The sequence below is a fragment of the Streptomyces sp. V4I23 genome (assembly GCF_030817975.1).
Taxonomy (GTDB): Bacteria; Actinomycetota; Actinomycetes; order Streptomycetales; family Streptomycetaceae; genus Streptomyces.
The window spans coordinates 7177834-7191264 of record NZ_JAUSZW010000004.1; the positions used below are offsets into that span (position 1 = coordinate 7177834).

Below are 13431 nucleotides of genomic sequence, written 5' to 3' on the forward strand. Positions count from 1 at the left end.
CATGACCCCCCGCCTGAGCAGACGAGCCGTCCTCGCGGCATCCGCGGCCGCCGCCCTCGCCCCGGTCCTCGTGCCGGGCACGGCCGCCGCCGCGAAGAAGAACGCGCTCGGCGCGCCGTACGCCTCCTACTGGTACCCCGACTCGCTGCCCTTCGGCAGCCCCGGGGAAGGCATCACCTGGCGCAGCCTGAAGTCCTGGCGGGCCGAGCAGGACACGGACCTGCCCTTCAACAGGTCCGCCGTCCCGCTCGCGCGCCGGTTCACCCCCACCCCGGTGAACGGCACCGCGCGCGCCGGCCAGGCCCGCATCCAGTCCCTCGTCTCCTTCGCGCCCACGGCATCCAACCCCTCCCAGGGCGCGCCCACCGCCGACTACTACGCCACCACCCACTGGGCGTACGTCGACGAACTGGTCTTCTGGGGCGGCTCGTCGGGCGAGGGCCTGATCCTCGCGCCCAACGCGCCCGTCGTGGACGCGGCCCACCGCCACGGAGTGCCCGTGCTGGGCAACGTGTTCCTGCCGCCCGTCGCCTACGGCGGTCAGCTCCGCTGGACCCGCGACCTGGTGCAGAAGGACGCCTTCGGCCGCTACCCGCTGGCCGCGCAGCTCGTCGCGGTGGCCGTGGCCTACGGCTTCGACGGGTGGTTCGTCAACGCCGAGACCGGCGGTGGCGACCGGGCGCTCGCCACCGACATGCGGGGCTTCCTCGCCGAGCTGAAGAGCCTCGGCACCGCGAAGGGCCTGCGCGTCACCTGGTACGACTCGATGACCGTGGACGGGTCGGTGGACTGGCAGGACGCCCTGAACGACCGCAACCGGCCGTTCTTCGAGGCCGCCGACTCCATGTTCCTCAACTTCAACTGGACGCGCGCCGACCTCACCTCCTCCGGGCAGCTGGCGCAGCGGATGGGCCGCAGCCGGTACGCGTTGTGGGCGGGCGTCGATGTGGAGGCCAGTGGCTCGAACAAGTCCGTCGACTGGGACGCCGTCCTCCCCGAGGACACGGACGACGTCGTCTCGCTGGGCTTCTACCGGCCCGAGTGGACCCGCAACCACCTGCCGGCCGGCCGCACCCCGGCCCAGTTCCACGCCGCCGACGACCGCTTCTGGAGCGGACGTTCGCTCGACCCGTCCCGGCCGGACACCTCCGACACCTGGCGCGCCCCGGCGCTCGCCGTCGCCGACCGCTCGACGGTCGGCGCCCTGCCGTTCGCGACCGTGTTCAACACCGGGCACGGCCTGCGCTGGTACGAGGCGGGCAGGGCGGTCTCGGACACCGCGTGGAACCACCTCGGCCTCCAGGACCGCATGCCGTCCCGCCAGTGGGTCGTGCGCACCGAGGGGACCCGGCCCGCAGTCGGATTCGACTTCGCCGACGCCTGGCACGGCGGCAGCAGCCTCCGGGTCGACGGAGCCCTCGACGCGCCGGCCACGCTCGACCTGTACGCGACGCGGCTGCCGCTCGCCGCGGACACCGTCGTGGAGCTCACGCACCGCGCCGAGGCGGGCGAGGTCGCCGTCGAACTGGCCGTCGCCACGGCGGAACCCGCCGGACCCGGCGAGCCCCACCCGTACACCTACCTCCCCGTGGGCACCGCCGGACCGGGCTGGATCACACGGACCGTGCGGCTCACGGGCCTGACCGGGACCGTGCACGCCCTCGGCGTACGGCTCACCGGCAGGGGTGGCCGGGTGACCTGGCGGCTCGGCGCCCTCGCCGTGCGCGCCGCAGGGACCGTACCCCGGCCCGCCGCTCCCACGGCCCTGCGCGTCACCGACGCCTCGGCCGCGGGCCTGCGCTTCACCTGGCAGCCCGCGCCCGGCGCCGTGCGTCACCACACCCTGCACCGCCTCCTGCCCGACGGGACGCGGCGCTTCCTCGGCGCCACCTGTCAGCGAGCCTTCTTCGTCCCCGGCCAGAAGCCCGAACAGGGCGAGCGGGCGGCCCGGTTCGAACTCCGCGCGGTGGGGGAGCTGTACAGCGTGTCCACCGCCGCGACGACCGACCACCTCTGGTAAATCACCACCGACCCCCGGAGCACCCCTCATGCATGACGACCGCACCCTCGTCGAGGCGCGCCTGAAGCGCGTCCTCGACGAACGCATCCGTCCCGCCGTCCACCCCGCGTCCGTGCCGCTCGACGTCGCGGTGTGGAACGCGCCGGGCGAGCCCGTCCCGGTCGCCGAAGGACTCGCCGCGACGCCCGCGCCGATCGCGGTCGGCGACCGGTGGGGTGCTCCGTGGGGCACCAGCTGGTTCACCGTCACCGGGACCGTTCCGGTCGAGTGGGCCGGCCGTACGGTCGAGGCGATCCTCGACCTCGGCTTCGACGAGAACATGCCCGGATTCCAGTGCGAGGGGCTCGTCTACCGCCCCGACGGCACCCCGGTGAAGGGCCTCAACCCGCGCAACCAATGGGTCCGCATCGGTGCACCGGTCAGCGGCGGCGAAGAGGTCCTGCTGCACGTCGAGGCCGCGTCCAACCCCGTGATCCTGGACTACCACCCCTTCCTGCCGACGCAGCTCGGCGACAAGGAGACCGCGGGCAGCGAACCGCAGTACCGGCTCGCGCGCATGGACCTCGCCGTCTTCGACGAGACCGTGTGGCAGCTCGTGCTCGACCTGGAGGTGCTCGGCGAGCTCATGCACGAGCTCCCGGCGGACGGCCCCCGCCGCCACGACATCCTGCGCGCCGTGGGCCGCGCACTGGACCGCGTCGACCTCCAGGACGTGAACGGCAGCGCCGCCGCCGCCCGCGCCGAGCTCGCCGGGGTGCTCGCCACCCCGGCCGAGCCCTCCGCGCACCGCATCAGCGCCGTGGGCCACGCCCACATCGACTCGGCGTGGCTGTGGCCGCTGCGCGAGACGGTCCGCAAGGTGGCCCGTACGACGTCCAACATGACGGCACTGCTGGAGGACGAGCCGGACTTCGTCTTCGCCATGTCGCAGGCGCAGCAGTTCGCCTGGGTCAAGGAGCACCGGCCCGAGGTCTACGCCAAGGTCAAGAAGGCGGTCTCCGAGGGCCGGTTCGTACCGGCCGGCGGCATGTGGGTCGAGTCCGACACCAACATGCCCGGCTCCGAGGCCATGGCACGGCAGTTCGTGCACGGCAAGCGGTTCTTCCTCGACGAGTTCGGCGTCGAGAACGACGAGGCCTGGCTGCCGGACACGTTCGGCTTCGCGGCCGGGCTGCCCCAGATCATCAAGGCCGCGGGCTCCAAGTGGCTGCTCACCCAGAAGATCTCCTGGTCGCAGACCAACACCTTCCCCCACCACACCTTCCTGTGGGAGGGCATCGACGGCACGCGCATCTTCACGCACTTCCCGCCCGTCGACACCTACAACTGCTCGATGAAGGGCAGCGAGATCGCCCACGCGGCGAGGAACTTCAAGGACAAGGGCGCAGCGAGGCACTCGCTCGCGCCGACCGGCTGGGGCGACGGCGGCGGCGGCACCACCCGCGAGATGGTCGCCAAGGCGGCCCGGCTGCGCGACCTCGAAGGGTCGGCCACCGTGACGTGGGAGACCCCCGCGGAGTTCTTCGCCAAGGCCGAGGCGGAGTATCCCGCTCCGCCCGTATGGGTGGGCGAGCTCTACCTCGAGCTGCACCGCGCCACCCTGACGAGCCAGGCGAAGACCAAGCAGGGCAACCGGCGCAGCGAGCACCTGCTGCGCGAGGCCGAGCTGTGGGCCTCGACCGCCGCCGTGCGGACCGGATTCGCCTACCCGTACGAGCAGTTGGACCGCATCTGGAAGACGGTCCTGCTGCACCAGTTCCACGACATCCTGCCCGGCTCGTCCATCGCCTGGGTGCACCGCGAGGCGGAGAAGACGTACGCGGCCGTCGCCGAGGAGCTCAGCGGCATCATCGACGAGGCCCAGCGGGCCCTCGCCGGAGACCCGGTGGCCGGCGGCGAACTCGTCTTCAACGCCGCCCCGCACGAGCGGCACGGTGTCGCGGCCGGCGGCGCCGCCGTGCCCGCCGAAGCGGGCGGTGCCCGGCTGACCGAGCGCGACGGCGGGGGTTTCGTCCTCGACAACGGCCTGCTGCGGGTGGAGGTCGACGCCGACGGCCTGATCGTGTCCGCGTACGACATCGCCGCCGAACGCGAGACGGTCGCGCCCGGCCAGGCCGCCAACCTGCTCCAGCTCCACCCCGACTTCCCGAACATGTGGGACGCCTGGGACGTCGACGCGTTCTACCGCAACACGGTCACCGACCTGACCGACGCCGACGAGGTGTCCCCGGTCGACGCCGGCTCGTCCGCGGCCGTGCGCGTCGTCCGCGGTTTCGGCGCGTCCAAGGTCACGCAGGTGCTCACGCTCACTCCCGGGGTCAAGCGCCTCGACATCGACACCGAGGTCGACTGGCACGAGACGGAGAAGTTCCTCAAGGCCTCCTTCCCGCTCGACATCCACGCCGAGCGGTACGCCTCCGAGACCCAGTTCGGCCACTTCCACCGCGCCACCCACACCAACACCAGCTGGGAGGCCGCCAAGTTCGAGGCGTGCAACCACCGCTTCGTCCACATGGAGGAACCGGGCTGGGGCGTCGCGCTCGTCAACGACTCGACGTACGGCCACGACGTGACCCGCACCGTCCGCACGGCCGACTCCGGCACCACGACCACGCTGCGGGTGTCCCTGCTGCGCGCGCCCCGCTTCCCCGACCCGGAGACGGACCAGGGCGTGCACCGCTTCCGCCACGCCCTCGTGCCGGGCGCCTCGATCGGCGACGCCGTCCGCGAGGGCTACCGCGTCAACCTGCCCGAGCGGCGCGTCCCGGGTGACACCGCGGTCGCACCGCTGGTCACCGTCGACAACGACGCGGTCGTCGTCAGCGCCGTGAAGCTCGCCGACGACGGCAGCGGCGACGTCGTGGTGCGGGTCTACGAGTCGGCGGGCGGCCGTGCGAGGGCACGGGTCGTCCCGGGCTTCACGGCGAGTGCGGTCGCGACGACGGACCTGCTGGAGCGCCCGCTCGCCGACCCGCGGCGGCACGAACTGGAGGACGGCGCGGTGCGGTTGAACCTGCGCCCGTTCGAGCTCGTGACGCTGCGTCTGACGCGCGGCGCCTGACAGCCGCGCGCACGGCCCGCCGCCTCACGCTCCCTGGGGAGCCGTGAGGTGGCGGGCCGGTGTGGCCGCCGACTGGAAGGTCGCCCGAACAGGCCCCTGCGGCAACTCGGACCGCCGGGGTGGAGGACCGCCCTCAGCCGCCCAGCGAACAGCGGCTGAGCAGATCGCGTCCGTCGCCCTCGCCCGCCCTCGGAAGCGGAACGGTACGGCTCGGCGCGGGCGCCCTGCCGTCCCCGATCCAGTCCTCCAGAGCGGTGAACGCCGAGCGGTGACACGGCGTCAGGGGCCGCAGCCGGTCCGGGAAGGCGTCGTAGAGCGAGTCCACATGCGTGCCGCCCTCGACGCGGTAGTACCGCAACAGCTTCCCGCGGCCCGCGTCGCGCACCATCCCCGCGTACACGTCGGAGTCCTTCCCGATGGGCAGCAGCACGTCGAGTGTGCCGTGCAGCGTGATCAGCGGCTTGCCGATCCGCCCCGTCAGCGCGATCCGTTCGACCGCGTCGGCCACCTCGCGGGGCCGGTCCCCGTACACGTAGTCCGCGTCGCACGCGGGGGTGCCGGGTGCGCAGAACGGGGTCCCGGCCTGCGTCGCGCCGTCGAAGCCCGGGTCGAGCTCCTCGCGGTATATGCGCTGTGTCAGGTCCCAGTAGTACCGGTGGTGGAAGGCCCACAGGAACTCGGAGCCCGCCGGATACCCGGCCGCCACCATCTCGCGGTGCGCCCGCTCGGCCCCCTCACCGCCCGCCGCGTACACGGGATAGCTGCGCAGCGCCGGGGGCAGGAACGTGAGCAGGTTGGGGCCCTGTGCGCGCCACAGATTGCCCTCCCAGTCCACGCCGCCGTCGTACAGCTCCGGATGGTTCTCCAGCTGCCAGCGCACCAGGTAGCCGCCGTTGGACATGCCGGTGGCCAGCGTGCGCGACGGCGGCCGGTGGTAGCGCTGGGCGACGACCGCGCGGGCGGCCCGGGTGAGCTGGGTGACCCGCTCGTTCCACTCGGCGATCGCCTCGCCGGGCCGGTCGCCGTCGCGGTGGAACGCCGCGCCGGTGTTGCCCTTGTCCGTCGCGGCGAACGCGTAGCCGCGGGACAGCACCCAGTCCGATATCGCCCGGTCGTTCGCGTACTGCTCCCGCACACCCGGCGAACCGGCCACGACCAGACCGCCGTTCCAGCGGTCAGGGAGCCGGACGACGAACTGCGCGTCGTGGTTCCAGCCGTGATTGGTGTTGCCCGCCGAGTCGTCGGGGAACCAGCCGTCGATCTGGATGCCCGGCACCCCGCTCGGCGTCGCCAGGCCCGCGGGAGTGAGCCCGGCCCAGTCCGCCTCGTCGGTGTGACCGGAGGCGATCGTGCCGGCCGTCGTCAACTCGCCGAGGCACGAGACCTCCTGGTGCCCGGCGCCCGGCACGCGCAGGGCGGCCATCCGGGCGCAATGCCCGCCGCCGGAGTCCGGGGCGGCCGCGGCCGGGACGGCGACGGACCCGACGAGCAGGGCGGTCACGGCCGCCGCGCGGGCGGTCCAGTGGGACAGCGCGTGCGCACGGCGGCGCGGGCGGACGGATGCGGTGCGTGGCGGCGGTGCGGACTGCACGGACGGGCCTCCTGGGGGTCGGGGGAGCGGGGTCAGAGACAGGAGCCGTCGGCGACGACGAAGTAGCCGGCCGGCGACTCCTTGAGCGTGTGGGTGACGAACGTGTTGTTGAGGCCCATGTACTGGCCGGATCCCCTGGCGTAGGCGTAGCCGCCGGCGGTGGTCGCCCGGCCCGCCTGGACGTGCGCGTAGTTGCTGCTCGTCCAGCAGGCCGCGGCCCGGCCGGTGGTCGACGCCGTGACCGCGCCGGAGCGGACGCCCTCGCTTCCCTGTGCGTCCCGTGCGGCCACGCTGTAGGCGTACGAGGAGCCGGGGGCCAGGCCGGTGTCGGTGTGCGAGGTGCCGGCGGGGGCGGCGATCCGGACGCCGTCGCGGTACAGGGCGTACCCTGCCGCCCCGTCGACCGCGTCCCAGCGCAGGGACACCGAGCTGTCGTCCGCTCCCGTGGCCGCGAGACCGTTCGGTGCGGGCAGACCGCCCGGGTCCGGGTCGCCGTCGCCCGCCAGGCCGAAGAACTCGCTCACCCAGAGGCTGGAGCAGATCGAGACGATGAAGTGCGGCGTGCCGGTCGCCCCGCAACTCTCCGGGCCGCTGCCCGGATCCACCGGCGTGCCGTGCCCGATCGCCGGCACCCGGTCCACCTCGACGGCGACCTCGCCGCCGTTCAGGTACTGCTCGCGCCGCGTCCCGTTCGGCCCGATGGCGCCGGTCCGGTCAGGGACCTGGCCGAGCCCGTGCACGGCCGTCCACTGGTCCCGGAGCTCACCGGCGTTCATCGGGGCGACCGTGGTGTCGTCGTCCCCGTGCCAGATCGCCACCCGCGGCCACGGCCCGGTGTACGACGGGTACGCGTCGCGCACCCGCTGCGCCCACGCCGAGGGCGTCCGGTCGGTGCCGGGGCTCATGCAGGTGAACGGTCCCGTGTCCCTCGTGCAGTCGTACGGGATGCCGGCGATCACGGCGCCCGCCTCGAAGACGTCCGGGTAGGCGGCGAGTACGACCGCCGTCATCGCGCCGCCGGCCGACAGCCCGGTGACGAAGGTGCGGGAGGGGTCTGCGCCGTAGGCGCTCTCGGCGTGCGCCACCATCTGCCGGACGGAGGCGGCCTCGCCCTGCCCGCGGCGGCTGTCCGCCGCCTGGAACCAGTTGAAGCAGCTGTTGGGGTTGTTCGACGCCGTCGTCTGGGCGAGGACCAGCAGGAAGCCGTGGCGGTCGGCGAAGGCCGCGAGCCCCGAGTTGTCGGCGTAGACCTGGGCGCTCTGCGTACAGCCGTGCAGGGCGACGACGACCGCGGGCTCGGCCGGAAGGGACGCGGGCCGGTGGACGTACATGGCCAGATTGCCCGGGTTGCTGCCGAAACCGGTGACCCGCTCCAGGGGGACGGCCGCGTACGCGGCGGGAACGGGGACGGCCCACAGGCACCCGAGCAGCACGGCGAGCACCGCGGCCAGCCGTCCGGCGGACCTCGGTCCCCGGGGCCGGGGGCTCATGCGCTGCGACATCCGGACCTCCCACGATCGGTGGATCCCGGTCACAGTAGGAACCGGCCACCCGCGACAGGAATGGTGAGGCGGCCCACAGCCACGCTCCCGGTCAGCGGCTCACGGCCTCTTGCGGCGGAGGCAGTTGTGCGCTATTTGCGCCCATGACGGAGTCGTGCCCCCGCTGCCGAGGGGTGCGGGACGGCCCTCGGATACGCGTCCCGCCATGGGCACGCGGTCGGCCCACCCGGGGCGCGCGGCGATCCGGGCCTGCTTAGCGTGGCAGCGTGAGTCAGGAAGCGACGACGAAGCCGGCCGGTACGGCGCGCGCTGCCCACGGCTGGCCCCATGCGCTCCTGGCCGTTCTCGCCGGTCTTGTGGTCATGGTCGTCACCGCCGCGCTCGGGTTGTGGGCGGCCGGTGCGGCCGACCTGCCCGACGGCGCCTTCGTCGACGTCCTGGCGGCCACCGTCGTCATGGCTGTCGGCGGCTCCATCGAGATCTCGGGTGAGGCCGGGGTGATCGCCGAGACGGACGCCGCACTCACCGCGGTGCCGCTGTCCGTGACGGTCGTCGGCGCCCTGACCGTGGCCGCAGGGTTTCTGCGGCCGCTGCGCCACCGGGCCGTCGCCTCCGCGCCGGAACTCGCCGGCTGGGCCCTGCGGTTCGCCGTGCTCTGGCTCCTCGCCCTCGCCGGCCTCGCCGTACTGGCCCGCCACACCTTCACCATCCCGTTCGAGGACCCCACGGGCGGCCTGATCGAGGACGTCTTCGACGTCACCCCACGCGTCGGCTTCCGCACCGAGGTGCCGCAGACCCTGGTCATCGGACTGCTGTGGCTCCTGGGGGTACTGGCCCTGGCTCTGCTCGTCTCCCGCGGCGCGCCGCTGCCCGCCCGTCTGCTGCGCTTCCAGGAAGCGGTGCGCCCCGCCGCGTACGCCATGGTCGCCCTGCTTCTCGCGACGCTCGCCATCGGCGTCGTCATCGGCCTCGTCGTCGCCGCGACCCGTGGACATGCGGCCGACACCTTCGCCGTGATCCTCCTCGGCCTGCCGAATCTGATGTGGCTGGCGTTCACGATCGGCCTCGGCTGCTCGTGGGAGGGCACGGTGCAGGGCCCGTTCGCGCTGCCGATGCCGAGGCTCCTGGACGAGGTGCTGCGTGCCGGGGACGTCTCCACCCTCGATCTCGGGGCGCTCACCGAACGCGACGGCCGGGCCTGGTGGCTGCTCGTCGTCACCGCGGTGCTCGTCCTGGCCGCCGCGGTCCTGACGGCGGTGCGCTCACCGGCCCGGATGCGGCCCCGCGAGCACGCCCTGCACATGGCCGTCGCGCTCGCGCTCACGGTCCTGTGCGTCTGTCTTCTCGTACGCCTCACCGCGCACTACGGTCTGTCCGTCCTCGGCGCCGGGGACCTCGGCGGCGACCTGGCGGGCGAGGTGTTCCTGCGGCCCCACCTGTGGCAGGCGGTCGGGCTGGGCGCCGGCTGGGGGTTCGTCGCCGGGTTCGCCGGGGGCCTGCTCGCCTCGCGGCTCCACCGGCGCGGCGAGGTCCCGGCGGACCGGTGAGCACGGCCGCCGGGCATTGGTGACCGGGCAGGCAGGCGGAGTCACCGGCCCGCTCCCGCCGCGTCGAGCAGTTTTCTCGCAAGCGGTACCGCCGCGCTCCGCACCCGGTCGGCGCAGTCGTCGGACCGAACGGCGCAGGCCCCGGCACGGGCTTGCGCCGAGCGGGCGCCCGCCGCGCGTGTTGCGGGGCGGGCCGGGTGCAGGCACCCTGATGGTGACCCAGAAGCGACAAGGGCTCACTCTTCGTACTCGGGGGTCCATCCTGCGAAATGAAGGGCCGTCGCGGTGAGGAGCCACGGTCATGAATGTTCCGGTTGCCTGCCACTACAGAATGGAAGTGGCGGCATCGTCAGAGCGCATTCCCCAGATCCGGCGCATTCTCGCGGCGCATCTGAGGTACTGGAGCCTTGAGCACCATGTGAATGCTGTCTGCAGCGCCGTCGACGAACTCGTCGACAACGTCGTGCAGCACGTCAGCGGCGACAAGACCTGTGTGGTCGAGCTGCGCTGGACCGGTCGTCGGCTGGTCGCGTCCGTCTCCGACCGGGACCGGTGCCTGCCACCGGTGCGGACCTCCTCCCCGTCGCGGGGAGGGCTCGCCACGGTCGCCAAGCTCAGCGACAGCTGGGGCACGTGCGGCACCGAGGAGGGCAAGGTCATCTGGTTCAGCAGGCGGGTCAAGGAGGCCGAGCGGATCCTGACCGGCCCCCGTGCCCCGAGGCGGCCCGTCGTCGAGTTCAGGCCGCTGGCACTGCCCGTGCATCCGTCCGACGCACCTGCCTTCGAGGTGGACGCCGTGCGGTGAGAGGTCCGCGGTCCCTCAGTCGCGCGCGTGCGGTGCACGCGCGTTTCGGCAGCGGGGCCGGCGGACACGAAAAGGCCGTCAACCCGGTCACTCCGCGACACGCGCCCTCTGTGGCGACACCCACGTCCGGCGAGACGGACCGCGGCCTGTCGGCAGCCCGTGCGGCCGGCCTCGGTCTCGTACCCGGGACCGGCCGCCGGGCGAATCGCAGCCGCCTCAGGCGGCGCTCCTGTTCTGCCGGGCGGTCGCGTGCAGGTCCGCCACCAGGCGGAAGAATCCGGCCTCGTTGCCCGCCAGTCCGACCGCGCTCAGCGCCTCGTCCGCCTCCGCCATCGGCGCGGACAGCAGCGGAAGCGCCGCCGGGGCCCGTTGGGGATCGGCGAGCACGGCTCTGGTGGTCTGCAGAAGCCGTACGTACGCCTGCGCGGCGGCGAGCTCGGGATCGTTCATCTCGCGGTTCCCCTCGTGAAGGTGTCGTACCGTCAAGCATCTCGTGCGGCACTGACAACGCCCTTGCGCCAACACGTTCCGGGCACGCGAGAACGACCGGCGGCCCGCCGGCCCGGATGATGTGCGGAACCGCAGAACGGCGGCGGGTGCTAGAAGACGCTCACGCCGTACGCGCTCAGCGCTTCGGTGACCGGCTGGAAGAAGGTGGTGCCGCCCGATGAGCAGTTGCCGCTGCCGCCCGAGGTGAGGCCGAGCGCGGTGCTGCCGGAGAACAGGGCGCCGCCGCTGTCGCCGGGCTCGGCGCACACGTTGGTCTGGATGAGCCCGTAGACGACGTCGCCGTTGCCGTAGTTGACGGTGGCGTTGAGGCCCGTCACCGAGCCGCCGCGCAGGCCCGTGGTGGAGCCGCTGCGCTGCACGGACTGCCCGACGTACGCGTTGCCGGCCGACGTGATGTCGCGGTAGCTGCCGTTGTAGAGGTACACCCGGCCGTCCGCCGCCGAGGCGTTGGAGTGGCGGATGATGCCGTAGTCGTTGCCCGGGAAGCTGGACCCCGTCCGGGTGCCGAGCAGCGTGGTGTTGGAGGAGTTGGTGTACCAAGTGCTGCCGATGTCGGTGCAGTGGCCGGCGGTCAGGGCGTAGTAGGTGCTGCCGCTGCGGACGTTGAAGCCGAGCGAGCAGCGTCCGCCGCCCGCGTAGATGGCCTGGCCGCCCGCGATGAGCTTGCTGAAGGCGCCGGGCGTGCGCTTGATCTCGAGGGCGTCGGCGTCGTCGCCCGCGGCCTTCTCGATGGCGGCGATCTCGGCGGCCGAGACGGTGGAGTCCGCCGTGACGACGACCTTGCCGGTCGCCTTGTCGGTGTACCAGGCCGTGCCCGGCACGTCGGCGTCGAGCACCGCGCCGTTCGCCCGGGAGAGTTCGGCGGTGGTGGCCTTGGCGGTGGGCGACGACTCGGCCACGGCCGAGGGGGCGGCAAGCGCGGAGACGGCCAGGAGGGCCGATGCCACGGCGATCAGCCGCGCACCTCTCGCCACGCCGCCGAGGGGGGACAAGCGCTTGATGTTCACTGCATCCTCCGGTGGGGGGTGTCGGGGCCCGCTGGATGGGCGGGCCCGTGCGAGCAAGGGCTGCCGGGCGGGCGGCCGAAGCGGACCTCGGGCGTCATGTGCCTGTCAACTCTTGCGGTAGGAATCCTGGGCTCCGGCCGCTCCGGTGGCAAGATCGGCTTTCGGTCGCTGTGCGCATGTCCGGCGGGGGCGCCGGTCCGCGGATCGGTTGCACGCGGGGGCGCGTGACGCAAGAGGGCGGAGGAGTGGGCGGGTGGTCCGGCTGCCGCGAAGTCTTGCCGTCGTTTGCTGATCGAGCGTCAGGTGGCATGGAGGAGAAAGCGCTTGCGCTCCAGCAAGGAAGAGGGCGCGGACGTAAGCGGAATCTGCAATCCCGTTTTAGCTGCTCAGCGCCGGACGCCGTCCCGGCCCCGGCGGCGCCGACCGCGCGGGGGTGCGGCAGGGTCGTTGGGACCGCACCGGTGCGTTGCAGTAGCGCTCGCACACACCAGACCCGCGCCCGCTGTCCGGGCGGGGCTCCGGTCTGTCCGTGCGGGGGCGGGCGGGCCGCCCCTCCCAGCGGGTGGCGCAGGGCCCGCCGGCCCCGCCCGGCGGCACCCTTATGCCGCGATCACTCCCCTTCGCGCAGCGCGCGCCGGTGTCCGGATCGCGACCGTCGTACGGTGACCCCATGTGCTGGAGTGCCACGGCCGACCTCGCCGCCGGTGCCGGTATCGCCGCCGTCGGAGCCGTCTGCGTCGCGACGACCGTGCGCCGCGGCCGCGCACACGATCTGCCGCTCGCCGCACTGCCGTTGCTGCTCGGCGCCCACCAGATCGTCGAGGCCGCCCTGTGGGCCGGGGGCGGCGGCGCCGGACCCGCCGTCACCGCCTGGGCCGTCATCGCCCTGCCGGTGCTCGCCGCCTGGGTCCCGCTCGGCGTGCTCGCCGCCGCGCCCGCGTGAGCCCGCGTGCGGGTGGCGGTCCCGGCGGCCGCGGGCGTGGCCACCTGCGTAGTGCTCACCCACGTCCTGGCCACGCGTACGGTGGCCGCCGACATCCGCGGCCACACCGTCGGCTACGTCATCGGCCTGCCGTACCCGGCCTGGCTGCTGACCGGCTACCTCGTCGCCACCGTCGGCTCGCTGCTCCTCGCCCCGGACCGGACCCTGCGGCTGCTCGGCATCCTCGCCGGGGCGGGGGCCGTGGCCTGCGCCCTGCTGTGGCGAACGGTGTTCGTGTCCACCTGGTGCGCGCCGGCGGCCGTCGCCTCCCTCACGCTGCTCGCCTGGGCCCGGCGTCCCGCCACTGTCGCCGAGCGCGGCCGCCCGCGCTCGGGTGCGGACCCCGTGTCCTGAGGGCCGTGCTGCCCGCCAGGCCGTCCGGTCGCCCCGCGTCGGGTGCGGATCG

The 13431-nt window shown here is 73.5% G+C and carries 8 protein-coding genes and 1 pseudogene; 5 read left to right on the forward strand and 4 right to left on the reverse strand.

The features are described 5' to 3' along the window. The first annotated feature begins 1 nt into the window (after position 1). Both QFZ82_RS35030 and QFZ82_RS35035 read left to right on the forward strand, forming a co-directional pair. On the forward strand, positions 2 to 2020 hold the full coding sequence (locus QFZ82_RS35030; protein ID WP_307716955.1) for an endo-beta-N-acetylglucosaminidase: 2019 nt from the start codon (positions 2 to 4) through the stop codon (positions 2018 to 2020). A gap of 28 nt (positions 2021 to 2048) precedes the next feature. Then, entirely contained in the window at positions 2049 to 5081 is a 3033-nt protein-coding gene (locus QFZ82_RS35035; RefSeq protein WP_307716956.1) for a glycoside hydrolase family 38 C-terminal domain-containing protein, read from the forward strand. A gap of 133 nt (positions 5082 to 5214) precedes the next feature. Here QFZ82_RS35035 and QFZ82_RS35040 read toward each other — a convergent pair whose 3' ends face one another. Then, positions 5215 to 6612, reverse strand: a complete 1398-nt coding sequence (locus tag QFZ82_RS35040) for a 3-hydroxybutyrate oligomer hydrolase family protein (protein WP_373429460.1) — start codon at positions 6610 to 6612, stop codon at positions 5215 to 5217. A gap of 92 nt (positions 6613 to 6704) precedes the next feature. Continuing rightward, entirely contained in the window at positions 6705 to 8174 is a 1470-nt protein-coding gene (locus QFZ82_RS35045) for a PHB depolymerase family esterase (protein WP_307716957.1), read from the reverse strand. A gap of 266 nt (positions 8175 to 8440) precedes the next feature. Here QFZ82_RS35045 and QFZ82_RS35050 point away from each other — a divergent pair, with 266 nt between their 5' ends. Next, complete coding sequence (locus QFZ82_RS35050; RefSeq protein WP_307716958.1) at positions 8441 to 9721, forward strand: streptophobe family protein; 1281 nt, start codon at positions 8441 to 8443, stop codon at positions 9719 to 9721. Positions 9722 to 10052: 331 nt separating this feature from the next. Continuing rightward, on the forward strand, positions 10053 to 10526 hold the full coding sequence (locus QFZ82_RS35055; protein ID WP_307717938.1) for an ATP-binding protein: 474 nt from the start codon (positions 10053 to 10055) through the stop codon (positions 10524 to 10526). A 216-nt stretch (positions 10527 to 10742) separates the two neighbouring features. Here QFZ82_RS35055 and QFZ82_RS35060 read toward each other — a convergent pair whose 3' ends face one another. Then, positions 10743 to 10976, reverse strand: coding sequence for a hypothetical protein (locus QFZ82_RS35060; protein WP_307716959.1), 234 nt, complete (start codon positions 10974 to 10976; stop codon positions 10743 to 10745). 149 nt (positions 10977 to 11125) lie between these two features. Beyond that, positions 11126 to 12043 carry a S1 family peptidase gene (locus QFZ82_RS35065; RefSeq protein ID WP_307716960.1) on the reverse strand — a complete coding sequence of 306 codons (918 nt, stop codon included), beginning with the start codon at positions 12041 to 12043 and terminating at the stop codon, positions 11126 to 11128. Positions 12044 to 12713: 670 nt separating this feature from the next. Here QFZ82_RS35065 and QFZ82_RS35070 point away from each other — a divergent pair. After that, positions 12714 to 13379 (forward strand): annotated as a pseudogene (locus QFZ82_RS35070) (DUF6629 family protein). Positions 13380 to 13431 lie beyond the last annotated feature (52 nt).